The sequence below is a fragment of the Pseudomonas sp. CYM-20-01 genome (assembly GCF_023169845.1).
GTDB classification, from domain to species: domain Bacteria; phylum Pseudomonadota; class Gammaproteobacteria; order Pseudomonadales; family Pseudomonadaceae; genus Aquipseudomonas; species Aquipseudomonas azotoformans.
Window position 1 is genome coordinate 5,485,532 of the sequence record NZ_AP025169.1, and the last position, 24,873, is coordinate 5,510,404.

Below are 24,873 nucleotides of genomic sequence, written 5' to 3' on the forward strand. Positions count from 1 at the left end.
TTATGGGCGAATAAATACACTGGGTTCCACTGATCACCCACGAGGACTAGACCATGACCCGTAAAATCGCACTCATCACCGGCGCCAGCCGTGGCCTGGGCAAAAGCGCCGCGCTGCACCTGGCGGCACAGGGCGTTGACATCATCGGCACCTACCACAGCGCGGCGGCTGAAGCCCAAGCGGTGGTCGCACAGGTCCAGGCCCTGGGGGGCCGCGCCGCCATGCTGCAACTGGATGTGAGCCAGAGCGGCACCTTTGATGATTTTGTCGGCGAAGTCGGCACCGTGCTCAAAGACGTATTCGCACAGGACCACTTTAATTTTCTGATCAACAACGCCGGCATCGGTGCCCACGCCAGCTTTGCCGAGACCACCGAAGCGCAGTTCGACCAATTGGTGGCGATCCAATTCAAAGGCCCGTTTTTCCTAACCCAGAAGCTGTTGCCACTGATCAACGACGGTGGTCGTATCCTCAATATCTCCAGCGGCCTGGCGCGTTTCAGCCTACCGGGCTATGCGGCGTATGCGTCGATGAAAGGTGCGATGGAAGTGCTGACCCGCTATCAGGCCAAGGAATTGGGCGGTCGTGGGATCACCGTGAACATCCTCGCGCCCGGCGCCATCGAAACTGATTTCGGCGGCGGCGCCGTGCGCGACAATGCGGCGCTCAATACGATGGTCGCCAACAACACCGCTCTAGGCCGGGCAGGCTTACCGGACGATATCGGCGGCGCCATCGCCGTCCTGCTGGCCGACGGTAGCAACTGGATCACGGGGCAGCGCATCGAGGCGTCGGGCGGCATGTTTCTGTAAAAACGTGTCGCGCAGTACGTCATAGCCCCAGTGATAGACATAGGTGTACGGCAGGAAAAACAGCAGTACACCGATGTCGAGCATGAACGCCTGCATCAGGCTGATGTTCAGCCACGCCGCGATCAACGGCACGGCGACGATGATCAGCCCGCCTTCGAACATCAGCGCATGCAGCACCCGCGTCCAGCCGCCGTTGGACAGTTGCAGGCGCACCTTGAGGCGGTCGAACAGGCTGTTGAAGATGATGTTCCAGGTCAGTGCTAGCAGGCTCAGGCCCAGGGTCACCGCGCCCATTTCCAGGGCCGGTCTGCCAGTGATCCATACCAGCAGCGGCGTACAGATCAACAGCGCCAGGCCTTCAAAACCCAGGGCTTGGCATACACGTTCAGTAATCGACTTGGTAGGGCTCATAACCTGTGCTCTGTGAAGGACGATGGTTGCCATGATTACCCTTTGAATCGATACTTCATAACTAATAACCATCGATCAAGGCGATAGTCATGGCCTCCCACGAAGTGCTGCAAGCGTTTGTCCAGGCCGCCACCCAAGGGTCGTTTTCGGCGGCGGCACGCAAGCTGGGCAAGAGCCAGTCCACCGTCAGCGCGGCCGTGGCGAGCCTGGAAATTGACCTGGATGTGCTGCTATTCGACCGCAGCAGCCGCAAGCCGACGCTGACTCCGGCCGGCCATGTGCTGCTGCAACGCGCCGAGCAGGTGCTGGAGGCCAGCAGCCGTTTGGAACTGGCAGCGAGCCAGTTGTCCCAGGGGTTGGAGCCGAAGGTCACGATCGCCATGTCCGATACCTACCAGTCGGAACGCTTTGAACTCGCGCTCAAGGCCTTCGAGCAACGCTACCCGGACCTTGAACTGGAATGGCTGATCGCCGAGTGCGAAGACCTGATCGCCCTTGTGCAGAGCGGCCGCGCGCAGATTGCCTTGATCGAAGCCCAGGACATTTACCCGCCCGACCTGACGCGCTCACCCGTGGCCGAACGCACGGAAATCGCGCTGTTCGTCGCACCCACTCACCCATTGGCTCGCCTGGAGAACATCGACTCGCAAGCCTTGCAGCAACACCGGGAACTGCGCCTGGCCAGCATCATCAGCCCCAACGAAACGCGCCCAAAGGGCCGGGTGTGGTCGGCGCCGAGTTTTCTGATGCTGATGGAGATGGCGCAACTCGGTTTCGGCTGGGCGGAACTACCGCGCTGGTTGGTGGAGCGTTTTGGCAATGCCGGGCTGGTTGAACTCAAGGTTCGTGGCTGGCCGCGCTCGGTGGCGGTGGATGCGCTCTGGTCGCAGCAATACCCACCGGGGCCGGCGGGCAGTTGGATGTTGAGCCAGATGCTCGAATAACCCCGTCGACCAGATCATGCGGCGCTGAGCTGCGGCGGGCGGTTGTTCTGGAAGTATTCATGCAAGGCACGCAACGCGGGCAGCTCCAACGCCTGCGCGGCGAAGCACAAGCCGACTCGACGTGTCGGTGCCGGCAGGTGCCACTCACGTATCACCACGCCCGCCCGCTCGACCGCCAACGACTGCGGCAACATCGCCACGCCCACACCGGCCGCCACCATATGCAACGCCTGGGTCAGCGACCCGGCATGCCCGGCGACTGCTTGCGGTGAGCGGCCATAGAGCGCCATCAAGCGCTGATGGGAGTCATGTTGCGGGCAGGTGATCCAGTCTTCTATCGGCGCCCATGCCTGTTCCTTGGCGGGCTGCGCCATCGGGTGCGCAGCTGGCAACGCCATCACGTAGGGCTCTTCCCACAGCGGCAGGAACAAGTCGTCCTCGCAGCACATCTCCTCCACGGCCAGGCGCCCTTCGCCTTCGCAGCCTTCCTGCAGGGTCAGGAGCAACCCTGGCAGCCCTTGGTGCGCCATGCGCAGGAAGGCTTCGATCTGGCTGTCGGCGATGTCGCCCTCCACACCCAGCTCCAGGGCAATACGGTTTTCGCGTCCGCGAAACAGGCGGCTCAGCGCGTCGGCTTCCGCCACCATGCGCCGCGCTTGCGGGTACAACACCCGCGCTTCGGCGCTGACCTCCACGCCTCGCGGCTGGCGCACGAACAGCGCCACGCCCAGTTCATCTTCCAGTTGCTTGATGGTCACCGACAGTGTCGGCTGGCTGATGAACAAACGCTGGGCCGCCGCAGTGATATTGCGTTCTTCGAAGACCGCGAGAAACGCCTTGAGATGACGCACATCCATAGCTGAATCCGATGGCTGACAGAGGAATAAGGCATTTTTAAGCCTTGGCGCCGGTAAATATACTGCGACCACGAACCCGTTATCGATTTTTCTTATTCCAGGAGTGAGTTCATGAGCAAGCCATTGATCATCATCACCGGCGCCAGTTCCGGTATCGGGGAAGCCACCGCCCGCCTGCTGTCAGCCGCCGGCCACCCGTTGTTGCTGTTGGCGCGGCGTATTGATCGCCTCAATGACCTGGGCCTGCCGAACACCTTGAACCGTGGCGTCGACATCACTGATCGCGCTGCCCTGGTCGCGGCCGTGCAAGAAGCCGAGGCGCAATTCGGCCCGGCTGATGCACTGATCAACAATGCCGGTGTGATGCTGCTGGGCGCGGTCAGCGAGCAAGACCCGGCACAGTGGGAGCAGATGCTCGACGTCAATGTGAAAGGCCTGCTCAACGGTATCCACGCGGTGGCCGCCGGCATGGTAGAGCGCAAGAGCGGCACGATTATCAACGTCAGCTCGGTGGCCGGGCGCAAGACCTTCCCGAATCACGTGGCCTACGTAGGCACCAAGTTCGCCGTGCACGGGATTTCGGAAAACTTGCGCGAAGAATTGTCGCCAAGCAATGTACGCGTTATCACTATTGCCCCAGGTGCAGTGGAAACCGAACTGCTCAGCCACACCACCGATGAAGCGATCAAGACCGGCTACCAGGCCTGGAAACAGGACATGGGCGGCACCGTGCTCAGCGCCGACGATGTGGCGTCGGCCATTGCCTATGCCTACCAGCAGCCGCAGCATGTGTGCATTCGTGAGATTGTGCTGGCGGCGACGCGTCAGCAGCCTTGATTCAGAGTTCGACCAGACGCTTTTCGATAAACCTGCGTTCGGGCGCCTGCTGGGTCAAGGCCAGCGCCCGCTCGTAGGCTGCGCGTGCCTCTGCGACGCGCCCCAGTTGCCGGCAGAATTCCCCCCGTGCCGAATGCGCCAAGTGGTAATCCAGCAACTCGCCACGCGCCAGAATCCCCTCCACCTGCTGCAAGCCCGCCAACGGTCCATCGCGCATGGCCAGCGCTACGGCGCGGTTCAGTTCGATCACCGGTGACGGCGTTGCCCTGAGCAATACATCGTAGAGACCGACGATCTGCGGCCAGTCCGTCTCATCCGCATGCGCCGCTTCGGCATGCACCGCTGCGATGGCGGCCTGCAGGCAATACGGGCCAAAGCGCCGGGTGCCCAGTGCGCGCTCCACCAACCCACAGCCTTCGGCAATCAACGACGCGTCCCACAGCGAGCGATCCTGTTCATCCAGCAGCACCAACTCACCCTCGGCCGAGGTGCGCGCCGGGCGGCGGGACTCGTGCAACAGCATCAACGCCAGCAAACCCATGACCTCCGGCTCGGGCAGCAACTCCAGCAGCAGGCGCCCCAGGCGAATCGCTTCGCGGGTCAACTCCTCGCGGGTCAGGTCGGCCCCGACGGACGCCGAATACCCTTCGTTGAACACCAGGTAAATCACCCGCAGCACCGCGTCCAAACGCTCCGGCAGCGCGTCCCTGGACGGCACCTGATAAGGGATTTTCGCCTCACGGATCTTGCCCTTGGCGCGCACGATGCGCTGGGCGATGGTGGCCGGCGTGGCCAGGAACGCCCGGGCGATTTCCTCGGTGGTGAGGTCGCAGATCTCACGCAAGGTCAGCGCCGCCTGGGCATCCGCCGCCAACGCCGGGTGGCAGCAGGTGAAGATCAGGCGCAGGCGGTCGTCTTCCACGTCTTCATCGCTCCAGTCAGCCGCTTCCAGCGTGTCGGCCTGCTCCTGCAACAACGGGGTAAAACGCGCCTGACGGCGCAGACGGTCGATGGCCTTGAAGCGCCCGGTCGACACCAGCCAGGCCCGTGGATTGGCCGGCACACCGTCCAGCGGCCAGCGCTGCACGGCGACGAAAAACGCCTCGTGCAGGGCTTCCTCGGCCAGGTCGAAGTCGCCCAGCAAGCGAATCAACGTGGCGAGCACCCGACGTGATTCGCTGCGGTAAAGGGCATCGACCGAGAGGGTCAATCGTGCATACCCTCGGTCACCAGCGTGACCAGCCGATCCAGGCTCTGGCCCCAGCCATCGTGAAAGCCCATGGCTTCGTGGGCCTGTTTGTCTTCGGCGCTCCAGTGCATGGCCCGGGCGGTGTAGAGCGTCTTGCCATCGACCTCTTCGAAGGTAACTTCAGCAGTCATGAACGGCTTGCCCGAGGGTATCCAGCCGGGCGTGAAGGCGTCGGTGAACACCAGCCGATTGGGCGCTTCGATTTCCAGGAATACGCCCTGGGTCGGGTATTCGGCGCCGTCCGGCGCACGCATCAGGGTACGAAACCGGCCACCGACCCACAGGTTCATTTCGCACTCGGGGGTGGTCATGCCGTGGGGGCCCCACCATTGCTGGAGCAAGGCGGGTTCGGTCCAGGCGCGGAACACCCGGCTGCGCGGTGCATCGATCAGGCGGCTGATGGACAGCTCAAACTCGGCAGGTTGCGTAGACATGGGGTAAACCTCTTGAGTCTTATGGTTGTTGTGTTCAGAGATTCAATTCACGCACGGGGCGCACTTCCACACTGCCGACCCGGGCCGCCGGAATACCACCGGCCACCTGGATCGCTTCGTTCAAGTCGCGGGCCTCGATCAGGTAGAACCCGGCGAGCTGCTCCTTGGTTTCGGCAAACGGCCCGTCGGTGATCGACAGCTTGCCATTGCGCATGCGCACGGTGGTGGCAGTGCTCACCGACTCCAACGGCTCGGCAGCCAGCATGCGACCGCTGGCCTGTACGGACTGCGCGTAGGCGAAGCATTCCGGGTCTGCCGGGCTGTCCGGCGAGGTGTGCAATACCTGTTCGTTGCTGTAGATCAGGCAGAGGTATTTCATGGATTTCTCCGTTTTCGGACTACTGACTATAGTTCGCGGCGCTCACGGTTTCAGGTCGAACAGACCGGTGCCGGTTTCCATGTCAAAAGGCGCGGACCAGTGCTCATGCACCACCTTCCACTGCCCGTTGATGCGCTGGTAACCGGCGCTGACCCGCATCCAGCATGTCTTGAGCACGCCATCCGGCCCGGCGCCACCACAGTGGGCGAGCCAGTGGGCAAAGGCGCTGTCTTCTCCGGCAACGATATGCAGCTCATGAAAGTCGAAAATACCGGGGTCGGGGCAAAACTCCATGCAGGCCTTCCAGTGCGCCTGGTAGGCAGCCTTGCCTTTGAATTGCAGGGCGCCAACGGCGTCGAACGCGACGATATCATCGGCGTAAAAGCTGACAATCTTGTCGACATCTTTGGCCGTGACGGCGTATTTCCATTGTTCGATCAGGGTGTTGATTGCAGTGCTCATGGCGATACTCCTCGGGGTCGAAAACTCACGGAAGACACCCCTAGTCGAATGGCCCTTCGGCAAATCGACAACCCGCTTAAAAATAATTTCGCCCTCGGCAAACCCGCTAGAATCCACGCCTCTTTGTAGGATTTCGGATGCACCACCGATGGAAACCCGCCTCGTTGCCTATGAGACGCTGAGCCTTGCGCAGAAACAGCAACTCGACACCCTGCAAGTGCATCCCGAGCAACTGCCGTATTCCGGCGATATCTACTGTGCGCTGAACAGCCTGCTGGTCAACCCCAGCCCCGGCGCCATCAAGGGCTTCGCCCTCCTCGCCGACGAAATACCGGTGGCCTTCCTGCTGCTCAAACGCCCACCATGCCTGCCCCATTGGGCCGATGAACATAGCGCGACCTTGCATGCGTTGCAGGTGGACCGGCATCAACAAGGGCGCGGGTTCGGCAAGGCGTGCTTGCAGGCGCTGCCGGCGGCGGCACTGGCTGCGTGGCCGCAGATCAAGAGCCTGGAGTTGTCGGTGGACGCGGACAATGTGGCGGCGATGGGGTTGTATCTGAGGGCTGGGTGGCTGGACAGCGGGGAGGCGTATAAGGGGCGGATTGGGTATGAGCGGAGGTTGAGGTGGGTGTTTGGTCAGGCCAACCTTGACACGCTCAAAATGTAACGTATACATAACTTAACAACAGCCAAGTAATAAATACGTGACATGGATACTTCTGTAATCACTCATCGACTCGGCATCCAACTACGTTCCCTGCGCCTCAACCGTGGCTATAAGCAGGCCGATTTGGCGAAACTGGCCGGAGTTACCCGACAAAAACTGATCGAAATCGAGAAAGGCAGCCTCTCGGTCTCGATGAATGCCTATGCCCGGGTGACTGCAGCACTGGGCAGCGAATTCAAATTAGTGCCTGTGACCCTGCCGACCCTTGAGGAAGTGGAGGATCTATTTAATGACTAATCCCAGGTTGCGTGTTCACACACCTCAAGGTGATAGCGGCAGCGTATTGATGGGTGCCGATGACTATCTGTTTCGCTACGGCGATAACACGCAAGCGCATAGCGCAGTCAGCCTGTTGATGCCGGTTCGCACAGAAGAATATCGCCGCCGAGAACTCCACCCCATCTTCCAGATGAACCTGCCGGAAGGCTACGTCCTGGAGCAACTGCGCAATCGGCTCGCCAAAACGGTCAGAGTCGACCCGATGTTGCTGTTGGCACTCTCGGGCAGTAGCGCGCCGATCGGCCGGGTTTTCGTGTCTTCGGATCAAGTAAATGAGCTGATCCATCGCAACAGCTCTCCGGAAACCGGAGAAAGTCTTGACGAAATTCTCGCCTGGGATGGCGCAGAAGACCTGTTCGTCGAACTGGTGGATCGCTACATCCTGCGAGCAGGCATTTCTGGCGTGCAGCCCAAGGTGCTGGTGCCGGAAAAGCCGCTGACACCCGAACAGAAATTCACCTCGAAAACCAACGACCTGATTATCAAGAGCGGGCGCGACGAGTTTCCGGGGTTGGCCATCAATGAATACCTGTGCATGTCCATTGCCCGCGATGCAGGTCTGCCCGTGCCGCCGTTTTACCTGTCACAAAACCATAAGCTGTTCATCATGCGGCGCTTTGATCGGGACGAACACCTCAACCCACTGGGTTTTGAGGACATGACTACACTGATGGGCCTGTCCGCCGAACAAAAGTACACCAAGAGTTACGCCGCCATCGCCAAGGCCGTACGTGTGTTCTGTGCCCCGGCCTATCAACGCAGCTCACTCGATCAATTGTTTGATAGCGTGGCGCTGAGCTGCATCGTGGCTAACGGCGATGCGCACCTGAAAAACTTCGGCGTGCTCTATAGCGACCCCGTGCAATCGGATACACGTTTGGCGCCTGCTTACGACATCGTCAACACCACTGCTTACATTCCTGAAGACACATTGGCGCTGGACCTGAGTGGAAACAAATCGCTGTTCGCCTCACGCCTGGGCATCCTCGAATTTGCCAGAACCTGCGAAATAGAAAATCCCGAAATGCGCATCCAGGCGCTCCTGCAGACGCTTGAAGTCGTGCTCAAGCGCGAAGACGATTACTGTCGATTAGCGCCTGAGGTCGCGAAAGCCATTCGGCGATCCGCTCAGGGTTACCAACACAGCTTTGGCGGCTGAACACGCGCCCGTATTCATCCAAGGACAAGGTGACTCTCATGCTGACAACTCTCGAACAACTCGAAACCCTCTACGGCCTCCCCCACGAGCGCGCAGTACGCAAGGAAATCCCGTTTCTCAATGAGGACTACCAGGCGATGGTGCGGGCTTCACCGCTGGTGGTGGTGAGTTCGTCCGGGCCGGACGGCATCGACGGTTCGCCACGCGGGGATGTGCCGGGGTTCGTGCGGATCGTGGATGAGCGCACCCTGGCGATTCCGGATCGGCCGGGAAACAACCGCCTGGATACCTTGCGCAACCTGGTGCAGGACCCGCGCATTGCGTTGCTGTTCATCATCCCCGGGATCGGTGAGACGTTGCGGGTGAATGGGCGGGCGCAGATTTGCATTGAGCCGCAACTGCTGGAGAGTTTTGCGGTAAATGGCAAGCCGGCGCGCTCGGTGATTCTGGTGCAGGTGGAAGCCGCGTATTTCCACTGCTCCAAGGCGTTTGTCCGCTCGGACTGCTGGAACCCGGAGAAACACCTGGACCGTTCGGCGCTGCCCTCGGCGGGAGCGTTTCACAAGCGGCTCAATGATGGGCAGTTTGACGCCGAGGCGTATGACCGGGAGATGCCGGAGCGGGTCAGAACCACGCTGTACTGATACCTCTGTATGAGCCGGCTTGCCGGCTCATACACGGGCAATCAGCCTCTTTCTCCCACCGGCAACCAGATCTCCACCGTCCCGGTGCCCTTGCGCCCGTCAAAATCCGCGCTGTAGCGCTCGAAATCCGCGCCCATCACCTTGTAGCCCGAGTGCGGCAGCCACTCGAACATGATGCGTTCGTAGGTTTGCTCCAGCGCCTGCACCGGCCCGTAATGCGGGAACACGGCATAGTTGAGCGGTGGAATCTCGATAGACTGGAAGTTGCTTGGCACGTCGGCTTTTGTAAGGACTTCGACCCCGGCCATGTAGTCGAATTCGCCATGGTTGGGGTTATGGCAAACGCCATAGGTCACACCGCCCACGCGCTTCTTGATGTCCTTGATGCAGGTGTCGAACAACTCCCACAGCTTAGGGATATCGCCCACGGTGGCCTTCGAATAACGCCCTTGTACACCGGCAATCACCAGGGCCTTGCCCGCTTCCATGCGTGGCTCCAACGGTTGTTTTGTCTGCTGATCCATACGAACAGTCTCCTTCTTATGAGGGAACAAACCCGTATCGAGTATAGGGGCATATCCACGCGGTACTCCATGCAGAAAATTTCCTACACATCTGGACAACTGGCCATCATCGACCGTATTGTCTGCCCCGCAGGCCACCGCAGTGGCCGACGTCGCTCGGACGGTTCCGGGCGCTTACGTACTCTCGAGGCAACAATGGCCGACCAAGGTTCGCCGCGCCGCTTTGCGCGCATAGATCGACTCCCCCCGTATGTTTTCAATATCACTGCCGAGCTGAAGATGGCTGCGCGTCGGCGCGGCGAAGACATCATCGACTTGAGCATGGGTAACCCCGACGGCGCCACGCCTCCCCACATCGTGGAGAAGATGGTCACCGTCGCCCAGCGTGAAGACACCCACGGCTACTCCACCTCCAAAGGCATTCCGCGTCTGCGCCGGGCGATTTCGCGCTGGTACAAGGACCGCTATGAAGTGGACATCGACCCCGAGTCGGAAGCCATCGTCACCATTGGTTCCAAGGAAGGCCTGGCGCACTTGATGCTGGCCACCCTTGACCAGGGCGACACCGTGCTGGTGCCCAACCCGAGCTACCCGATTCACATCTACGGCGCGGTAATTGCCGGCGCGCAGGTGCGTTCGGTGCCGCTGGTGCCTGGCGTGGACTTCTTCGCTGAGCTGGAACGGGCGATTCGCGGCTCGATCCCCAAGCCGAAGATGATGATCCTCGGTTTCCCGTCCAACCCTACCGCGCAGTGTGTGGAGCTGGACTTCTTCGAACGCGTGATCGCCCTGGCCAAGCAGTACGACGTGCTGGTGGTGCATGACCTGGCCTACGCCGACATCGTCTACGACGGCTGGAAAGCCCCGTCGATCATGCAGGTGCCGGGCGCCAAGGACATTGCGGTGGAGTTTTTCACCCTGTCCAAGAGCTACAACATGGCCGGCTGGCGCATCGGCTTCATGGTGGGCAACCCGGAACTGGTCAACGCCCTGGCGCGGATCAAGAGCTACCACGACTACGGCACCTTCACCCCGCTGCAGGTGGCGGCGATTGCTGCGCTGGAAGGCGATCAACAGTGCGTGAAGGACATCGCCGAGCAGTACCGCCAGCGCCGCAACGTGCTGGTCAAGGGCCTGCATGAGCTGGGCTGGATGGTGGAGAACCCGAAGGCGTCGATGTACGTCTGGGCGAAGATTCCCGAGCAGTATGCCGCCCTGGGCTCGCTGGAATTTGCCAAGAAGTTGCTGCTGGAAGCCAAGGTGTGTGTGTCGCCGGGCATCGGCTTTGGTGAGTATGGCGATGATCACGTGCGCTTTGCGCTGATCGAGAACCAGGACCGGATTCGCCAGGCGGTGCGGGGGATTCGCGGGATGTTCCGGGCGGATGGGCTCGCCCCCAAAACCGGCGCCTGACTCAGTCTAAATGTGGGAGGGGGCTTGCCCCCGATGGCGGTGGATCAGTCACCAGATGCTGTGACTGACACTCTGCTATCGGGGGCAAGCCCCCTCCCACATTTGTTCCGCGGTGTGGCTTAGACCACCAACGACAGCAGCATGATGAAAATCAACGCCACCACTGACAGAATGGTCTCCATCGCCGTCCAGGTCTTGAACGTCTCGGCCACGGTCATGTTGAAGTACTGCTTCACCAGCCAGAACCCCGCATCGTTGACGTGAGACAGGATCAACGAACCCGCCCCCGTCGCCAGCACCAACAGCTCACGGTTAACCCCTGGAATCATCCCCACCACCGGCACCACAATGCCCGCGCCGGTAATGGTCGCCACCGTGGCAGAACCGGTCGCCACGCGAATCACCGCCGCCACCAGCCACGCCAGCAGAATCGGGTTGATCTGCGCGTTCACCGCCATGTGGCCGATCACATCACCCACGCCGCTGGTCACCAGCATCTGCTTGAAGCCACCACCGGCGCCGATGATCAGGATGATCGCAGCGGTCGGCGCGAGGCTGGCGTCGAGCAGCTTGAGGATCTGCTTGGAGTGGATGCCCTGGCGATGGCCAAAGGTGTACAGCGACAGCAACAACGCCAGCAGCAAGGCGGTGATCGGGTGGCCGATCATGTCCATCCAGTTGCGTACCACGTTACCTTCGGCAAACGCGATGTCGGCAAAGGTTTTGAGCAGCATCAGGAACACCGGCAACAGCACGGTGACCAGGGTGATGCCGAAGCTCGGCAGGTCTTTGTTCTCAGGCTCGCGGGCCAGTTGATCGACCAGTTCCTGGGACGGGTTGCCCGGGATGTACTTGGCGATGAACGTGCCAAAGATCGGGCCGGCGATGATGGCCGTCGGCAGTGCGACGATCAGGCCGTAGAGGATGGTCTTGCCGATATCCGCGCCAAACACGCCGATGGCCAGCAGCGGGCCAGGGTGCGGTGGCACCAGGCCGTGCACCGCCGACAGGCCGGCGAGCAGCGGGATGCCGATCTTGATCAGCGACACGCCGGTACGGCGCGCGACGATGAACACCAGCGGGATCAGCAGCACAAAGCCGATCTCGAAGAACAGCGGGATGCCCACCAGGAATGCGGCGAACATCATGGCCCACTGGACCTTCTCTTTGCCGAAGGCGCGGATCAGGGTCTGGGCGATCTGATCGGCACCGCCGGATTCGGCCATCATCTTGCCGAGCATCGTACCCAGCGCGAGGATGATGCCGACAAAGCCGAGCACCCCGCCGAAGCCGTCCTGGAACGCCTTGATGATCTTGTCCACGGGCATGCCCGAGGTCAGGCCGAGGAAGCCGGCCGCGATGATCAGGGCAATGAACGGGTGCACCTTGAACTTGGTGATCAGAACGATCAACCCGATGATGGTAACCACTGCGTCGAGCAGCAGGTAGGACTCGTGGGACATGCCAAACATGGGGGGTCTCTCCTGTTTGTTGTTGTTATTAAAGCGGGTGTTGAATTTCCTGCCGGGGACAGCGCTATCTTTTCCGGCAAAAAATCAGTTGGATGGTTCAAAACCGTGTTGCAGCCACCAGGTATTGGTCTGCTCCGCCAGTGCCTCGACGCTGTCTGCGCTGGCGTTGAGGGCCAGGGTCAGCGGCTCGCCCTTGGGCGATTCAAGGGTGGCGAACTGGCTGTCTATGAGGCTGGCCGGCATGAAATGCCCGGGGCGATGGGACACGCGGTCGGCGGCAACTTCACGGGTCAGCTCCAGGAACACGAAACCCAGGCCCGGCGCGGCTTCGCGCAGGTGGTCACGGTATTTCTTTTTAAGGGCGGAACAGGTGAGCACGGGATGCTCGCCCGCCTTGAGCGAACGGCGCAGTTCATCGCACAGGATGTCGAGCCAGCCGGCGCGGTCGTCGTCGTTGAGGGGGTGGCCGGCGCTCATCTTTTCGATGTTGGCGGCGGGGTGAAAGCTGTCGCCTTCAATCGCGGTGGCGCCGTTAAGGCGGCACAGGGCCTCGCTGACACTGGTCTTGCCACAGCCGGCGACACCCATGATGACCAGGGCGGTAACAGGTTGACTCATGAAACACCTCAGGACGCAGATAGCGCTACCTTTGCACGCTGTAAGGCTAGTGCAAAAACAGGCTTTTCCCGCGCCGTCTTGTCATTTTTATGGAGTGACGCGTGCATCCTCTCCAATCATTTGAACCGGATCAGGCAACCCTGCGTTCAAGCATTTGCAGCTACTTGGAGACAGCGCTACCTTAGTGCCTCGATTTTTGTTTGGCAAGCCGCCTGATGACCTCCAAGAACGATAAAAAAATGCGCACCACGGGTCGCCCGACCCTTAATGAAGTCGCCCGCCTGGCCGGCGTCAGCCCGATTACCGCCTCCCGTGCCCTGCGCGGCATCAGCACCGTCGCCACCGAACTGGTGGAAAAAGTGCAGCAGGCCGCCGCCGAACTGAACTACGTGGTCAACCCCGCCGCCCGCGCCCTGGCCTCGGCGCAGAGCCATTCGGTGGTGGTGTTGGTGCCGTCGCTGTCCAACCTGCTGTTTATCGAAACCCTCGAAGCCATCCACCAGGTGCTGCGGCCCAAGGGCTTTGAAGTGCTGATCGGCAACTCCCACTATTCCCGCGATGAAGAAGAAAACCTGCTGCGCAACTACATGGCCTACCAGCCACGGGGTTTGTTGCTGACCGGCTTTGATCGCACCGAAAGCGCCCGACGAATGGTCGAGGCCAGCAATGTGCCCTGCGTGTACATGATGGACCTGGACCCCAACGCCGGGGTGAACTGCGTGGGTTTCTCGCAATTGGCGGCAGGTGAGACCGCGGCCGCGCACCTGCTGTCCCGTGGGCGCAAGCGCCTGGCGTACATCGGCGCGCAACTGGACCAACGCACGTTGCTGCGTGGTGAAGGTTTCCGCCGGGCGCTGCAACAGGCCGGCCTGTACGACCCGGCGCTGGAATTGCTGACACCGCGCCCGTCTTCCGTAGGCCTGGGTGGCGAATTGTTCCTGCAGTTGCTGGCGGCCCATCCGGACGTGGATGCGATCTTCTTCGGCAACGACGACCTGGCCCAGGGCGCACTGCTGGAGGCCATGCGCCATGGCATCAAGGTGCCGGAGCGCGTGGCTGTGCTGGGCTTCAACGACTTACCAGCGTCGTCGTTCATGGTGCCGCGCCTGAGCAGCATCAGCACCCCGCGTGAGGCGATTGGCCGGCGAGCGGCGGAGCATTTGCTGACGATCATGGCGGGTAACAAAGTGGCCAAGCCGGTGGTGGATATGGGGTTTGAGTTACAGGTGCGAGAAAGCACTTGATCAATGTGGGAGAGGCAAGCCCCCTCCCACATTGCTATCACCCCTGCTAGATTGGTCCTTCTCTAAATGCCAGGGAAGCACCATGGGACACTCACTGAAAATCTTGGGCCGCACGTCCTCCATCAACGTGCGCAAAGTACTCTGGACCTGCCAGGAACTGGGCATCGACTACCAGCGTGAAGACTGGGGCATCGGCTACTCCCCTACCCAATCCGCCGAATTCCTCGCCCTGAACCCCAACGCCCAGGTGCCGGTGCTGATCGACGACCACGGCGTGCTGTGGGAATCCAACACCATCTGCCGCTACCTCGTCGGCCTTTACCAACGCCACGACCTGCTCCCCGCCGAACCCGCACCACGGGCCCGCGTGGAGCAATGGATGGACTGGCAAGCTACCGAACTCAACCCGTCGTGGGGTTATGCGTTCCATGCGCTGGTACGCCAGAACCCCGACTACCAGGACCCACTGCGCATCCAGGCCGGCGTGCAAGCCTGGAATGACAAGATGGGCCTGCTCGAACAGCAGTTGATCAAGACCGGCGCCTACGTGGCGGGTGATGAGTTCACCCTGGCCGACATCCTCATCGGCCTCTCGGTGCATCGCTGGCGCAACGCCCCTCTGGCGCATCCGCCCTACCCTGCGGTGCAGGCGTATTACCAGCGCCTCAGCCAGCGCCCCGGTTTCAAAACCTTTGCCCTCGACGGCCATAACTGAGCACGCTGCGAGAGAAAGCATCCCCAGGATGACGCGTTTCAAACAGTCGAGATTCCAATCACTTATTGAGTTTCCCCATGCCCGCACTCTCCAGTACCGACGGCATCGACCCGATCCGTGCCGCCCACATCAGCGCACGCATCGATCGCTTGCCCGCCGTTGCGACCGTCTGGCGCCTTGTCGCGCTGCTGTCGATAGGCGGTTTTTTCGAGCTGTATGACCTGTTCCAGACCGCCTACATCAGCCCCGGCCTGATCAGCGACGGGATTTTCCACACCGGCAGCGAGGGCGTATTCGGCTTCTCGGACCAGGCTGCCTTTGCTTCGGCGACCTTCCTCGGCCTATTCCTCGGTGCCAGCCTGCTCAGCCCCATCGCCGACCGTTTCGGGCGCCGGGCGATCTTCACTTTTGCGTTGATCTGGTACACCGTCGCTACCGTGTTGATGGGGATTCAAACGTCAGCGCTGGGCGTCATCGGCATGCGTTTCCTGGTGGGTATCGGCCTGGGCATCGAACTGGTGACCATCGACGCCTACCTCTCGGAACTGGTGCCCAAGCGCATGCGCAGTTCGGCGTTTGCCTTTGCGTTTTTCATCCAGTTCCTGTCGGTGCCGGCGGTGGCATTGATGTCATGGTGGCTGGTGCCCCAGGCGCCATTCGGCGTGTCGGGCTGGCGCTGGGTAGTGCTGAGCAGTGCGGTGTTTGCGCTGTTTATCTGGCAACTGCGCAAGCGCCTGCCGGAATCACCGCGCTGGCTCGCGCAAAAGGGCCGTTTTGAAGAGGCCGGGGCAATCATCGACATCCTGGAAGCACGCTGCCAGAAAGACCATGGCAAGCAGCTGGATGAGCCGGAACCGGAAGCCGTCAGCGTGCAAGGCAGTGGCCGCTTTGCCGATATCTGGCAACCGCCGTACCGCCGTCGCGCGCTGATGCTGATCGTGTTCCATGTGTTCCAGGCCATCGGCTTCTTTGGCTTCGGCAATTGGTTGCCGGCGTTGCTGTCGGGCCAGGGCGTCAGCGTGACCCACAGTTTGCTCTACGCCTTCATCATCACCCTCGCCTACCCGCTGGGGCCGTTGCTGTTCGTGAAGGTGGCGAACCGTTTTGAAAACAAATGGCAGATCGTCGGCTCGGCGATGGGCGCGATGATCTTCGGCAGCCTGTTTGCCCTGCAAACCACGGCGGTGGGTCTGGTGGTCTGCGGGGTGATGATCACCTTCTGCAACGCCTGGCTGAGCTTCAGCTACCACTCCTATCAGAGCGAGTTGTTCGCGACCAACATCCGCGCACGGGCGGTGGGCTTCTGCTATTCGTTCAGCCGCTTGTCCACGGTGTTCAGCAGCTTGTTGATCGGTTTTATCCTCGAGCATCTGGGCACGCCTGGAGTGTTGGCGTTCATTGCCAGCAGCATGCTGATCGTGATGATCACCATCAGTTGGTTCGGACCGCGTACGCGGAACCTGGCGCTGGAAAACATCGCCCACTGAGCAAGGTAGCATTCGGCGGGGGGTCAATGTCGATGGCACGTCCCCCCCTTCGTTCGTAGGGCAGTTTTATATTGATCCCGCCTGACTGTAGCAAACCCCGACACTATCGAAACAACTGCCATGCCTCACCCAACCTTGGAACACGAGTAGCTATTAGAGCTCTTATATGAAATCCATATAAACCTAATTCAAAAATTGCCACACCTCTCCAGTAAAAAGTCAAACACCGAACTATGCATCGCTTACCGCAACGAATCTACTGTCAACCTTTACAGTAGACAAAATAACGCGCCCATTTACACTCACTCCATCTCTAAAAAGAGAGCCCCGCTCAAACTCAAACAGAAAGGAACTCGCCATGACCGCAAATACGAAGCCAATCTCCGCAAGTTTCATAACCAATAAAACGCCAAAGGCCACTGGGCACTTCCAGGTCTCCAAGTCGCCTCAAGGCAGTTTCACAACAGACACGGTCTTTCTGTCACAGACAGAACAATACAATATCGTGGAATGCTTTATTAAATGGCCCAATGGAGAAGAAGTCATTATTAGTTTGATTGTCGAAAAAATTCCAGGAGAGTCGAACGGAACATTCCTCGGGGCTGGCATACGCCCTTGGTCCACTTATAACGCTAAGGACGCCAACGGAAATGGTACTTTCTACTGGTCCGATCAAGGCTCCTACAGCATCGTTTATATCCCGAACACCAAACATGTCACTGGATCCGTAACATCCATCTCAATACGTGACGGAGAAGAAGTCGAAGTTAAATATGTTTTTAATGTTTCTGTCTAAAGTTAGACCTTAAAACGTTTTGCCTTCGATATCCATTTGAATAGGGATCAAACGCAGCCCGAAGCTGCCAGTATGCCGAACCGGCTTTGGAAAACATCGCCCATTGACGGCAATGGCTGGCCGCCGGCAGGACAACCCTTGCCGCGTCGGCCACGCCATCCCCAATAAAACCGGGCACTTCACACCCGGCACGCTATTTGCTCCACCTGTGGCACCGCACATTTCCACAGGTGACCGATCATGCTGGTTAACAACAACACCCAAGCCGTGTCGACCGTTCAACAGATCAAACGGCCCGACATGGATCCCGCCAACGCCGCCGCCAGCGCGCTGTACAGCGGTGCCCTGCAGGCCGCGCAGCAAAGCGTGACCGTGCCGGCCGCGCAGAAGGAACTGGACAAGGCCGCCGACCGCATCGACGAAGCCTTCGCCAAGACCCGTGTGCAGTTGCAGACCAGCGCGGCGACCTCGGATGTGCCGGCTACCAGCGCCACCTCCGGCGCACGTGCCGAGTTCACAGACTACATGAGCAAATCTCCGGCCGAGCGTATCCGCGAGCAATTGCTCAAGGAGCAGGGTTTGACCGAGGCGGATGTGCAGAACATGTCCCAGGAAAAGCAGGACGCTATTTCCAAGCAGGTGGCTGAACGCCTGAAGCAGCAGCAAGAACAGCAAGTAGCCGCGAAAACCGCTGAGCCGCAGGCGCAGACAGTCAAAGAAACCCTGGCCGCGATCTGACGCCGCACAACCCTGTAGGAGCCCCCACTCCTACAGGTTATTGCAGTTGCAACGTCGAGTTGAACTGCCCGATCGCATCCACCACATGCCGTGACCCTTCCTGGATTTCCAGGATCACCTGCCCCGCTTCATTCGCCAGTTCCACCCCCAGCCCCGTGCGGCTCAAGCTCGACTGCATGCTCGACACCGCACTCAGCGACAGGTCGTGGTTCTTGCGCACCACATCGACAATCTCCACCGTCGCCTGGCTGGTACGTGCCGCGAGGCTGCGCACTTCATCGGCCACCACCGCAAAGCCACGCCCATGCTCGCCCGCCCGTGCCGCTTCAATCGCGGCGTTGAGCGCCAACATATTGGTTTGCTCGGCAATGCTGCGGATGGTTTGCACGATGCTGCCGATGATGTCCGATTGCTTGCTCACCGCATCAATGCTTTGCGCCGCCTGGTTCAGATCGTGGGAAATTTCTTCAATGATCTGCACCGTCTGCTGCACCACCTCCGAGCCCTTGCGCGCACAGGCGTCGTTTTGCACCGAGGTGGCGTGGGCCGAATCGGCTGCGGTTCTCAGGGTCGCGACCTGGTCGGTGATGTCGCTGGCGAACTTGACTACTTTGTACAGGCGCCCACTGGTGTCGAAGATCGGGTTGTAGGACGCCTCCAGGAACAATGTCTTGCCGTATTTGTTTTTGCGTTCAAAGCGGTGCGAGTGGTATTCGCCGCGATTGAGCGATGCCCAGAACGCCTTGTAGGCCGGCGACTCCACTTCGCTGCGATGGCAGAACATGCTGTGGTGCTGACCGACGATTTCATCCAGGGAATACTGCACGGTTTTCAGGAAGTTTTCGTTGGCGTTGAGGATCTGGCCCTGGGGAGTGAACTCGATCACCGCCATGGAACGGCTAATGGCATCGATCAGGCTCTGGTTTTCATGTTCATGGTGAACCCGCGCGGAAATATCCGACGCGACCTTGATCACGCTCTGCACGTGATTGTCCTTGTCCAGCACCGGCATATAGCTGGCTTCGAGCCACACTTCCTGGCCGTGCTTGTTCAAGCGCATGAAGGTGCCGCTGAGCGCCTCGCCCCGTGCCAGGTCGCGCCATAGCTTGGCGTAGGCGTCGGTGTGGGTATAAGCCTCGTCGCAAAAGATGCGGTGGTGTTTGCCACGGATGTCTTCGGCGCTGTAGCCCATGGTTTGGCAGAAGTTGTCGTTGGCGTCGAGGATCACGCCGGAGGGGTCGAACTCGATCATCGCCATGGAACGGCTGATGGCCGCGAGTTTGGCATTGGATTCGGTCAGGGCGCAGGAGAAACGTTCAATTTGTTGCAGGTCGGATTTGTGATGGCGGTTGAACATATTCGGATCACCCTTTCAAATACCAGCGCCTGGCAAGGCGCATTCCATTCACGGATTGAATAGTGCTGGCAGATCTTTATGGGAACAACCATCCGAATCGCTTTATATGCCAAGCGTCATCAACGGTTCTGGATGAGCATAGACAGGGCTTGGCGCTATGCAAGGCCACTAGTCAACCAGCATTTCCAACAGTGCGCTGACGGCGGCTGACGGTGGACGACTCGGCGTGCCGACCAACGCAAATTCACGGTGCAGCGGCACCTTCAGCGCCATCACCCGCAGGCCCTTGCGCTGGATAGGCAGGGCCATTTCCGGCACCAGCGTGACGCCAACCCCCTCGCGCACCAGGCTGAAGGCACTGCTCCATTCGCGCACTTCCACGCGAATATCCCGCAGGGTCAGCCCCGCTGCAGTCCCCAGGCTGCGCGCATTGGCGGTGCAACCACCGGTAGCCAGTACGAAAGGCTGCTCAAGTAACTCCTCAAGCGACACACACGCCTCAGCCGGGCGTTGCGCCAGCGCATGGTCCACCGGCAACACGGCCATCCATAAGTCACGGCCCAACACAGTCGCATTGCACTCGGGCGTGGGGTTGAGCACCACGCCCAGGTCGACGAGGCCGCTATCGAGCAAGGTGAGCACTTCGTTGTCGGTGACATCCAGGGTGGTGACCTCGATACCGGGATAGAGCTGCGCAAAGCGCTGCAAGGCGGGGGTCAGAAACGTCGCCAGCACCCTCGGGAAACTGGCGATGCGCATCGTCCCATGCAACATGGGCCTGGCGTCGTCCACAGTGCTGCGAATCGCCTGCAAGGCGCCGAGCATCACCCGCGCCTGTTCGATCACACTCAAGCCCAGGGCCGTGGGCAAGGTCTTGCGCGGTTCACGGGTGAACAGTTGCGCGCCCAACGTCGCCTCCATGCCGGCCATGGCCTGGCTGGCAGCCGACTGGGTCATGCCCACGCGCTCGGCGGCCGCAGTGATGCTGCCGTGATCGGCCACGGCCACCAGCAGGCGCCAGTGCATCAGGTTCATCATGGCAGTAGCTGTCCTTATGGCAGGGGTCTGAAGGTTTAATTTTACGCACGGTGCCACGCCCGCGAGACTGGCGCAAATTCAACGGAGCTGCCCCAGATGAAACTGTATTTCTTCCCCCACGCCTGTTCCCTCGCCCCGCATATCGTGTTGCGCGAATTGGCGTTGCCGTTCGACCTGGTGCGGGTCGATAACCAGGCCAAGACCACCGCCGAGGGCGAAGACTTCCTGCAGATCAACCCCAAGGGTTACGTCGCCGCCCTGAAGCTGGACAACGGCCAGGTACTCACCGAAGCCAGCGCGATCCTGCAATACCTCGCCGACCTGAAACCCGCCGCCGGCCTGGCTCCGGTCAATGGCAGCTGGGAGCGGGTGCGTTTGCAGGAATGGCTGAATTTTATCGCCACCGAGATTCATGGTGGCTTGGCGGTGTTCTTCAACGACGCGATCCAGGGCGACGTGCGCGCGCTGTTCGAGGCCACGCTGTTCAAACGTTTCGCGGTGCTGGTGCAAACGCTGGAGCGCCAGGATTACCTGTTGGGGTCGCACTACTCGGTGGCGGATGCCTACCTGTTCGTGGTGCTGCGCTGGGCAGCATTCCACGCGATTGACCTGGGCCAGTGGCCGGCGCTGGCGGCGTTTCAGCAACGCGTGGGTGAGCGACCTGCGGTGGTTGCCGCACTGGCCGCTGAAAACCCATGAGTTGAGACGAAGCTGCTCAGCGCCAGCACATCCAGCGAGCCCGAGCGATCCTGATCATGCGTATTCACCTGTAAACCATGCCCCCGGTTAGATATGTAAACGATGCCCCCGGTTTGTACCGGGGCAAGCCCGCTCACCACACATTCATGGCGCCTTGAAGACGGCTTGCTGCACGTCGACCTTTTTCGGGATCAGGCCGTTGGCGAAGAACAGGTCCGCCGTGCGTTGCTGGGTAGCGACGTCCGAGGCTTGCAGCGGCCGGATCGGCGCGGGCGAGCGGTGTTCGAAGTAGCTTTTCACCACCGCCGGTTGCAGGCCCAGGGTCTTGGCCATCAGTGCAATGCTTTCTTCGGGCTTGTCGAGGGACAGGCGCTGCGCCTTGCCCAGGGTCTGGATGATCGTGCCGATGGACTGCGGGTACTGCTTGGCAAACGGGCTGCTGACCACAAAAAAACTGCCGGCCGGGTTGAGGCCCTGGCCGTCACCCAGCACACGGGCGGAGCCGTCGACCACGGCGGCGGAGTAGTACGGGTCCCACACCACCCAGGCATCGACTTTGCCTTGCTCGAACGCAGCACGGCCATCGGACGGCGACAGGTACACCACGTTCACGTCCTTCCATTGCAGGCCGGCGCGCAGCAGGCTTTTGAGGAACAGGTTGTGTGCGCTGGAGCCCTTGAGCAGCGCCACGCGCTTGCCCTTCAGTTCAGCCACGCTCTGCACGGGGCTGGCCTTGGGCACCAGCACCGCTTCGGTCTTGCCCTCGTTGGGCTCGACGGCGAAGTACTGCAGGTCGATACCGGCGGCCTGGGCAAAGATCGGCGGGATGTCGCCGATATTGCCGATGTCCAGGCTGCCGCCATTCAGCGCTTCGATCAGCGGCGGGCCGCCGAGGAACTCGATCCACTGCACTTGCGTGCCGGGCAGCGCCGCTTCGAAGAGTTTGTGCTCACGGGCCAGCACCATGCTCACCGAGCTTTTCTGGTAGCCGATACGCAAGGTGGAGGGCTCGGTCGCCAGCACCTGACCGGCGATCAATGACAGTACCGCCGCAGCGAAGACTTTAAGCATCAGAGCGCCCCCTTGACCTTGGCCGCGACATCCGCCGGCACCCATTGCTGCCAGACATCCGGATGGTCCTTGAGGAAGGCTTCAGCCACCTGGCGGGGCGGCGTGCGTTTCTCGCTCATGTCGCCGAGGATGCCGTTGAGCAAATCAATCGGCAGGTCGACCTTTTCAAACACGCTCACCAGTTGCGGGTACTGCGCCTTGAACGGTGCTGACACACCAATCGCCAGGCGCGCCGGCATCGAGCGGGTGCCGATAGGGTTGGGGTTTTTCGCGTCGGACAGGGTCTTCCAGGCGTCGGCGTTGAACGGCGGCTCTTCCAGCTTGACCAGCTTGAAGCGGCCCAGCAGCGGCGTTGGCGACCAGTAGTAGAACAACACCGGCTTGCCGCGACGGATCGACGACGCCACTTCGGCATCCAGCGCCGCACCGGAGCCGGTGCGGAAGTTGACGAAGCTGTCAGTGAGCTTGTAAGCCTTGAGTTTCTGGCTGTTGACGATCTCCGAGGTCCAGCCGGTGGGGCTGTTGAGGAAACGCCCACGGCTCGGGTCTTCCGGGTCGCGGAACACGTCCTTGTAGCGTGGCAGGTCGGCCACCGACTTCAGGTCCGGCGCCAGGGGTTTGATACCGCGCGCGGCATCGCCCTTGATCACGAACTCCGGCACCCACCAGCCTTCGGTGGCGCCCTTGACCGTGTCGCCCAGGCCGAACACCTTGCCCTCGTTTTCCGCCTTGACCCACGCCGGACTGCGCCCGGCCCATTCTTCGCCGATCACTTGGATATCGTCCTTGGCCAGGGCGGCTTCCAGGCTCACGGTGCTACCGGGCAAAGTGTCGGTGGGCAGGCCGTAGCCCTTCTCGACGATCAGGCGCAGCACCTCGGTGATCAGGCTGCCGCTTTCCCAGGTGATGTCACCGAAGTGGATGGGTTTGACGGCTTCGGCGGCATGGACGGTTGGGGACAGCAGGCTCAGGGCCAGCAGGCCGCCGCCCAGGAGTTTCTTCAGATGCTTCATCGGCAACCTCATAGTTGTGCGGTGATGTTCGTTAAAAGTCATAACTGGGCCGCGTGTAATTCGTCGATCAGGTCGTCGTTCATTCCAGGCACAGCCGCAGGCAACGGTTGAAGGCGCGGGTCATGTAGTCGCTGACCGAACGCTGGGAAATCCCCAGCTCGGCGGCGATTTCCGGGTAGGTCAGGCCATTGAGCTGGGACAGCAAAAAGGTCGCCTTGACCTTGGCGGGCAAGCCGTCGAGCAGATGGTCGATGGCTTGCAGGGCTTCGAGCATTTGCGCCAGCGCTTCCGGGGATGGCGCGACGGAGGTCTCATAGTTATCGAGAGCGTCGAGGTAGGCGCGCTCCAGGTCACGGCGACGCCACAGTTGGTACATCAGGCGCTGGGCGATGGTGGTGAGCAAGGCGCGGGGCTGGCGGATCGGCACCACGCCCGGCGCACTCAGGAGCTGGACGAAGGTGTCGGCGGCAATGTCTTCGGCGTGGGCGCGGGAATCGAGGTGGCGCTGCAAACGGCTGCACAGCCAGTCGTAATGACTGCGGAACAATCCGCCCACGTAATCGCTGTGAGAAGTGTCGGCGCCGGACATAGTGGCTCCATCTGAGAAGGTTGCACGTTATGTCCGGTGTTCCGGTGGAGCGATCCTAACAAGGCTGCTTATTCTTTAATAATATTTAAAAGGTATTTTTATATAACCTTATTGAATTATCGGATAACCCGCGTTGACGGCCTGATCCTGATAGCTCAAGAGCACCGCATAGTCGTCTTCGCTGGCGCGGAGCACTTCGTGCAAGCCCAGTGTCTCGGCCACCTCGGGCAAGTCCTGCAACGCCTGGTTCATCGCCCAGCGGATCTGGACCACCTGTTCATCACTCAAGCCCAACGGGCCGATATAGGGCAAGGTCGGGCTCGGCGCACTGCGGGTAACGATGCGCAGCCCCGCCACCTCCCGTGGCGCGAAACGGGCGAGGTAGTCGTAGGTCACGCTGTCGATGGCGGCGAGGTCCGCACGGTCTTCGCGCAGCCAGCGCAGGCTCTCGCGGTGGGCGCCGCTGATACCGACACTGGCGAAGAAACGCCCATCGCGTTGCAGGGGTGCAAGGCGTTCGCGCAACAGATTCATGCCGCTGTTGGAGTCGTGGCCGTTGATCACGCCACGGCTGTTGTAGAAGTCCGCCAGGCGATGGTGCGGGTTGTCGTCGCGGGTCAGCAGCAGGCTGCAATGTTCGCCCTGGCGGCTGTGGGGCAGCTCATAGCACGGGCGGCCGATCACCCGGACCTTGCCGCGCAACTGGGTCATCAGTGGATAACCGCAGGTTTGGGTCACCAGCAATTCGGGAGCCAGCCACAGTCCGGGCAAGTCCAGATGATCGGCGTCGAGACGACGCCGGCCCAGGCGTTCCAGAATGCGCGACAACCACTGTTGGTTGGCCTGCCGGATCGGCTCGGGCGCGACATACATCAGCAGTTCGGCGTAGTGCTCACTCATGCTCG

The 24,873-nt window shown here is 60.8% G+C and carries 29 protein-coding genes; 14 read left to right on the top strand and 15 right to left on the bottom strand.

Features of this window, described 5'->3' with window-relative positions; genetic code table 11:
* Positions 1–53: 53 nt before the first annotated feature.
* Positions 54–812 carry an SDR family oxidoreductase gene (locus tag M2497_RS24830; RefSeq protein ID WP_248483882.1) on the top strand — a complete coding sequence of 253 codons (759 nt, stop codon included), beginning with the start codon at positions 54–56 and terminating at the stop codon, positions 810–812.
* Here the strand turns inward: M2497_RS24830 and M2497_RS24835 are convergent.
* Positions 711–1,223: a multidrug/biocide efflux PACE transporter gene (locus tag M2497_RS24835; protein WP_071496625.1), complete on the bottom strand. Its 513-nt coding sequence runs from the start codon at positions 1,221–1,223 to the stop codon at positions 711–713. The two genes, M2497_RS24830 and M2497_RS24835, sit on opposite strands and share 102 nt — an antisense overlap.
* 89 nt (positions 1,224–1,312) lie before the next feature.
* Between M2497_RS24835 and M2497_RS24840 the strand changes: the two genes are divergently transcribed.
* Entirely contained in the window at positions 1,313–2,167 is an 855-nt protein-coding gene (locus tag M2497_RS24840; RefSeq protein ID WP_248483885.1) for a LysR family transcriptional regulator, read from the top strand.
* Positions 2,168–2,181: 14 nt separating this feature from the next.
* On the opposite strand, the gene M2497_RS24845 is transcribed toward M2497_RS24840, so the two are convergent.
* Positions 2,182–3,024, bottom strand: coding sequence for a LysR family transcriptional regulator (locus tag M2497_RS24845; RefSeq protein WP_248483887.1), 843 nt, complete (start codon positions 3,022–3,024; stop codon positions 2,182–2,184).
* Positions 3,025–3,135: 111 nt separating this feature from the next.
* Between M2497_RS24845 and M2497_RS24850 the strand changes: the two genes are divergently transcribed.
* The gene (locus M2497_RS24850) at positions 3,136–3,861 is read left to right on the top strand and encodes an SDR family oxidoreductase (protein ID WP_248483889.1); all 726 of its coding nucleotides are present in this window, start codon (positions 3,136–3,138) and stop codon (positions 3,859–3,861) included.
* A gap of 1 nt (position 3,862) precedes the next feature.
* Here M2497_RS24850 and M2497_RS24855 read toward each other — a convergent pair whose 3' ends face one another.
* Genes M2497_RS24855 through M2497_RS24870 form a run of 4 tightly spaced genes read right to left on the bottom strand, consistent with a single transcriptional unit; the run spans position 3,863 to position 6,385 of the window.
* Positions 3,863–5,071 (bottom strand): RNA polymerase sigma factor, encoded by a 1,209-nt coding sequence (locus tag M2497_RS24855; protein WP_248483891.1) that lies wholly within the window; start codon positions 5,069–5,071, stop codon positions 3,863–3,865.
* Entirely contained in the window at positions 5,068–5,544 is a 477-nt protein-coding gene (locus M2497_RS24860; RefSeq protein WP_248483893.1) for an SRPBCC family protein, read from the bottom strand. Before M2497_RS24860 ends, M2497_RS24855 begins: the two co-directional genes overlap by 4 nt.
* A 34-nt stretch (positions 5,545–5,578) precedes the next feature.
* On the bottom strand, positions 5,579–5,923 hold the full coding sequence (locus M2497_RS24865) for a YciI family protein (protein WP_016978318.1): 345 nt from the start codon (positions 5,921–5,923) through the stop codon (positions 5,579–5,581).
* Positions 5,924–5,965: 42 nt separating this feature from the next.
* Positions 5,966–6,385, bottom strand: coding sequence for a nuclear transport factor 2 family protein (locus tag M2497_RS24870; RefSeq protein ID WP_248483895.1), 420 nt, complete (start codon positions 6,383–6,385; stop codon positions 5,966–5,968).
* Between the two features lie 148 nt (positions 6,386–6,533).
* Between M2497_RS24870 and M2497_RS24875 the strand changes: the two genes are divergently transcribed.
* From M2497_RS24875 to M2497_RS24890, 4 genes are read left to right on the top strand one after another with little or no spacing between them, the layout of a single operon-like run.
* Positions 6,534–7,052, top strand: coding sequence for a GNAT family N-acetyltransferase (locus M2497_RS24875; RefSeq protein ID WP_248483897.1), 519 nt, complete (start codon positions 6,534–6,536; stop codon positions 7,050–7,052).
* Between the two features lie 42 nt (positions 7,053–7,094).
* Entirely contained in the window at positions 7,095–7,349 is a 255-nt protein-coding gene (locus M2497_RS24880) for a helix-turn-helix domain-containing protein (protein ID WP_248483899.1), read from the top strand.
* Complete coding sequence (locus M2497_RS24885) at positions 7,342–8,550, top strand: type II toxin-antitoxin system HipA family toxin (RefSeq protein ID WP_248483901.1); 1,209 nt, start codon at positions 7,342–7,344, stop codon at positions 8,548–8,550. Before M2497_RS24880 ends, M2497_RS24885 begins: the two co-directional genes overlap by 8 nt.
* A 38-nt stretch (positions 8,551–8,588) precedes the next feature.
* Positions 8,589–9,194, top strand: a complete 606-nt coding sequence (locus M2497_RS24890) for a pyridoxamine 5'-phosphate oxidase family protein (protein WP_248483903.1) — start codon at positions 8,589–8,591, stop codon at positions 9,192–9,194.
* Positions 9,195–9,235: 41 nt separating this feature from the next.
* Here M2497_RS24890 and M2497_RS24895 read toward each other — a convergent pair whose 3' ends face one another.
* The gene (locus M2497_RS24895; protein ID WP_248483905.1) at positions 9,236–9,718 is read right to left on the bottom strand and encodes a GyrI-like domain-containing protein; all 483 of its coding nucleotides are present in this window, start codon (positions 9,716–9,718) and stop codon (positions 9,236–9,238) included.
* Positions 9,719–9,913: 195 nt separating this feature from the next.
* Between M2497_RS24895 and alaC the strand changes: the two genes are divergently transcribed.
* On the top strand, positions 9,914–11,131 hold the full coding sequence (gene alaC / locus M2497_RS24900; protein WP_248483907.1) for an alanine transaminase: 1,218 nt from the start codon (positions 9,914–9,916) through the stop codon (positions 11,129–11,131).
* Between the two features lie 119 nt (positions 11,132–11,250).
* Here the strand turns inward: alaC and M2497_RS24905 are convergent, their stop codons facing one another.
* Both M2497_RS24905 and M2497_RS24910 read right to left on the bottom strand, forming a co-directional pair.
* Positions 11,251–12,603, bottom strand: coding sequence for a GntP family permease (locus M2497_RS24905; RefSeq protein ID WP_058423189.1), 1,353 nt, complete (start codon positions 12,601–12,603; stop codon positions 11,251–11,253).
* Between the two features lie 84 nt (positions 12,604–12,687).
* Positions 12,688–13,221, bottom strand: coding sequence for a gluconokinase (locus M2497_RS24910; RefSeq protein WP_248483909.1), 534 nt, complete (start codon positions 13,219–13,221; stop codon positions 12,688–12,690).
* Between the two features lie 212 nt (positions 13,222–13,433).
* Between M2497_RS24910 and M2497_RS24915 the strand changes: the two genes are divergently transcribed.
* The 5 genes from M2497_RS24915 to M2497_RS24935 all read left to right on the top strand — a co-directional run bounded on the left by M2497_RS24915 (position 13,434) and on the right by M2497_RS24935 (position 18,201).
* Positions 13,434–14,465: a LacI family DNA-binding transcriptional regulator gene (locus M2497_RS24915; RefSeq protein ID WP_248488253.1), complete on the top strand. Its 1,032-nt coding sequence runs from the start codon at positions 13,434–13,436 to the stop codon at positions 14,463–14,465.
* Positions 14,466–14,547: 82 nt separating this feature from the next.
* Complete coding sequence (locus tag M2497_RS24920) at positions 14,548–15,180, top strand: glutathione S-transferase (RefSeq protein WP_248483910.1); 633 nt, start codon at positions 14,548–14,550, stop codon at positions 15,178–15,180.
* Positions 15,181–15,257: 77 nt separating this feature from the next.
* Complete coding sequence (locus M2497_RS24925; protein WP_248483912.1) at positions 15,258–16,667, top strand: MFS transporter; 1,410 nt, start codon at positions 15,258–15,260, stop codon at positions 16,665–16,667.
* 358 nt (positions 16,668–17,025) lie between these two features.
* Positions 17,026–17,463 carry a hypothetical protein gene (locus tag M2497_RS24930; RefSeq protein ID WP_248483914.1) on the top strand — a complete coding sequence of 146 codons (438 nt, stop codon included), beginning with the start codon at positions 17,026–17,028 and terminating at the stop codon, positions 17,461–17,463.
* Between the two features lie 240 nt (positions 17,464–17,703).
* Positions 17,704–18,201: a hypothetical protein gene (locus M2497_RS24935; RefSeq protein WP_071489477.1), complete on the top strand. Its 498-nt coding sequence runs from the start codon at positions 17,704–17,706 to the stop codon at positions 18,199–18,201.
* A 37-nt stretch (positions 18,202–18,238) separates the two neighbouring features.
* On the opposite strand, the gene M2497_RS24940 is transcribed toward M2497_RS24935, so the two are convergent.
* Positions 18,239–19,558 (bottom strand): PAS domain-containing methyl-accepting chemotaxis protein, encoded by a 1,320-nt coding sequence (locus M2497_RS24940; RefSeq protein ID WP_248483916.1) that lies wholly within the window; start codon positions 19,556–19,558, stop codon positions 18,239–18,241.
* A gap of 168 nt (positions 19,559–19,726) precedes the next feature.
* Positions 19,727–20,596 carry a LysR family transcriptional regulator gene (locus M2497_RS24945; protein WP_248483918.1) on the bottom strand — a complete coding sequence of 290 codons (870 nt, stop codon included), beginning with the start codon at positions 20,594–20,596 and terminating at the stop codon, positions 19,727–19,729.
* Positions 20,597–20,692: 96 nt separating this feature from the next.
* Here M2497_RS24945 and gstA point away from each other — a divergent pair, with 96 nt between their 5' ends.
* Positions 20,693–21,295, top strand: coding sequence for a glutathione transferase GstA (gene gstA / locus M2497_RS24950; RefSeq protein ID WP_248483920.1), 603 nt, complete (start codon positions 20,693–20,695; stop codon positions 21,293–21,295).
* Positions 21,296–21,439: 144 nt separating this feature from the next.
* On the opposite strand, the gene M2497_RS24955 is transcribed toward gstA, so the two are convergent.
* The 4 genes from M2497_RS24955 to M2497_RS24970 form a co-directional block, all read right to left on the bottom strand.
* Positions 21,440–22,366, bottom strand: coding sequence for an aliphatic sulfonate ABC transporter substrate-binding protein (locus tag M2497_RS24955; protein WP_248483922.1), 927 nt, complete (start codon positions 22,364–22,366; stop codon positions 21,440–21,442).
* Positions 22,366–23,379: an ABC transporter substrate-binding protein gene (locus M2497_RS24960; RefSeq protein ID WP_248483924.1), complete on the bottom strand. Its 1,014-nt coding sequence runs from the start codon at positions 23,377–23,379 to the stop codon at positions 22,366–22,368. Before M2497_RS24960 ends, M2497_RS24955 begins: the two co-directional genes overlap by 1 nt.
* A gap of 79 nt (positions 23,380–23,458) precedes the next feature.
* Positions 23,459–23,968, bottom strand: a complete 510-nt coding sequence (locus M2497_RS24965; RefSeq protein WP_248483926.1) for a sigma-70 family RNA polymerase sigma factor — start codon at positions 23,966–23,968, stop codon at positions 23,459–23,461.
* Positions 23,969–24,076: 108 nt separating this feature from the next.
* On the bottom strand, positions 24,077–24,868 hold the full coding sequence (locus tag M2497_RS24970; protein ID WP_248483928.1) for a PhnD/SsuA/transferrin family substrate-binding protein: 792 nt from the start codon (positions 24,866–24,868) through the stop codon (positions 24,077–24,079).
* Positions 24,869–24,873 lie beyond the last annotated feature (5 nt).

Coding starts and splice junctions, on each gene's coding strand:
- M2497_RS24830 (WP_248483882.1), top strand. CDS start 54: ATGACCCGTAAAATCGCACTCATCACCGGCGCCAGCCGTGGCCTGGGC.
- M2497_RS24835 (WP_071496625.1), bottom strand. CDS start 1,223: ATGAGCCCTACCAAGTCGATTACTGAACGTGTATGCCAAGCCCTGGGT.
- M2497_RS24840 (WP_248483885.1), top strand. CDS start 1,313: ATGGCCTCCCACGAAGTGCTGCAAGCGTTTGTCCAGGCCGCCACCCAA.
- M2497_RS24845 (WP_248483887.1), bottom strand. CDS start 3,024: ATGGATGTGCGTCATCTCAAGGCGTTTCTCGCGGTCTTCGAAGAACGC.
- M2497_RS24850 (WP_248483889.1), top strand. CDS start 3,136: ATGAGCAAGCCATTGATCATCATCACCGGCGCCAGTTCCGGTATCGGG.
- M2497_RS24860 (WP_248483893.1), bottom strand. CDS start 5,544: ATGTCTACGCAACCTGCCGAGTTTGAGCTGTCCATCAGCCGCCTGATC.
- M2497_RS24865 (WP_016978318.1), bottom strand. CDS start 5,923: ATGAAATACCTCTGCCTGATCTACAGCAACGAACAGGTATTGCACACC.
- M2497_RS24870 (WP_248483895.1), bottom strand. CDS start 6,385: ATGAGCACTGCAATCAACACCCTGATCGAACAATGGAAATACGCCGTC.
- M2497_RS24875 (WP_248483897.1), top strand. CDS start 6,534: ATGGAAACCCGCCTCGTTGCCTATGAGACGCTGAGCCTTGCGCAGAAA.
- M2497_RS24880 (WP_248483899.1), top strand. CDS start 7,095: ATGGATACTTCTGTAATCACTCATCGACTCGGCATCCAACTACGTTCC.
- M2497_RS24885 (WP_248483901.1), top strand. CDS start 7,342: ATGACTAATCCCAGGTTGCGTGTTCACACACCTCAAGGTGATAGCGGC.
- M2497_RS24890 (WP_248483903.1), top strand. CDS start 8,589: ATGCTGACAACTCTCGAACAACTCGAAACCCTCTACGGCCTCCCCCAC.
- M2497_RS24895 (WP_248483905.1), bottom strand. CDS start 9,718: ATGGATCAGCAGACAAAACAACCGTTGGAGCCACGCATGGAAGCGGGC.
- alaC (WP_248483907.1), top strand. CDS start 9,914: ATGGCCGACCAAGGTTCGCCGCGCCGCTTTGCGCGCATAGATCGACTC.
- M2497_RS24905 (WP_058423189.1), bottom strand. CDS start 12,603: ATGTTTGGCATGTCCCACGAGTCCTACCTGCTGCTCGACGCAGTGGTT.
- M2497_RS24910 (WP_248483909.1), bottom strand. CDS start 13,221: ATGAGTCAACCTGTTACCGCCCTGGTCATCATGGGTGTCGCCGGCTGT.
- M2497_RS24920 (WP_248483910.1), top strand. CDS start 14,548: ATGGGACACTCACTGAAAATCTTGGGCCGCACGTCCTCCATCAACGTG.
- M2497_RS24925 (WP_248483912.1), top strand. CDS start 15,258: ATGCCCGCACTCTCCAGTACCGACGGCATCGACCCGATCCGTGCCGCC.
- M2497_RS24930 (WP_248483914.1), top strand. CDS start 17,026: ATGACCGCAAATACGAAGCCAATCTCCGCAAGTTTCATAACCAATAAA.
- M2497_RS24935 (WP_071489477.1), top strand. CDS start 17,704: ATGCTGGTTAACAACAACACCCAAGCCGTGTCGACCGTTCAACAGATC.
- M2497_RS24940 (WP_248483916.1), bottom strand. CDS start 19,558: ATGTTCAACCGCCATCACAAATCCGACCTGCAACAAATTGAACGTTTC.
- M2497_RS24945 (WP_248483918.1), bottom strand. CDS start 20,596: ATGATGAACCTGATGCACTGGCGCCTGCTGGTGGCCGTGGCCGATCAC.
- gstA (WP_248483920.1), top strand. CDS start 20,693: ATGAAACTGTATTTCTTCCCCCACGCCTGTTCCCTCGCCCCGCATATC.
- M2497_RS24955 (WP_248483922.1), bottom strand. CDS start 22,366: ATGCTTAAAGTCTTCGCTGCGGCGGTACTGTCATTGATCGCCGGTCAG.
- M2497_RS24960 (WP_248483924.1), bottom strand. CDS start 23,379: ATGAAGCATCTGAAGAAACTCCTGGGCGGCGGCCTGCTGGCCCTGAGC.
- M2497_RS24965 (WP_248483926.1), bottom strand. CDS start 23,968: ATGTCCGGCGCCGACACTTCTCACAGCGATTACGTGGGCGGATTGTTC.
- M2497_RS24970 (WP_248483928.1), bottom strand. CDS start 24,868: ATGAGTGAGCACTACGCCGAACTGCTGATGTATGTCGCGCCCGAGCCG.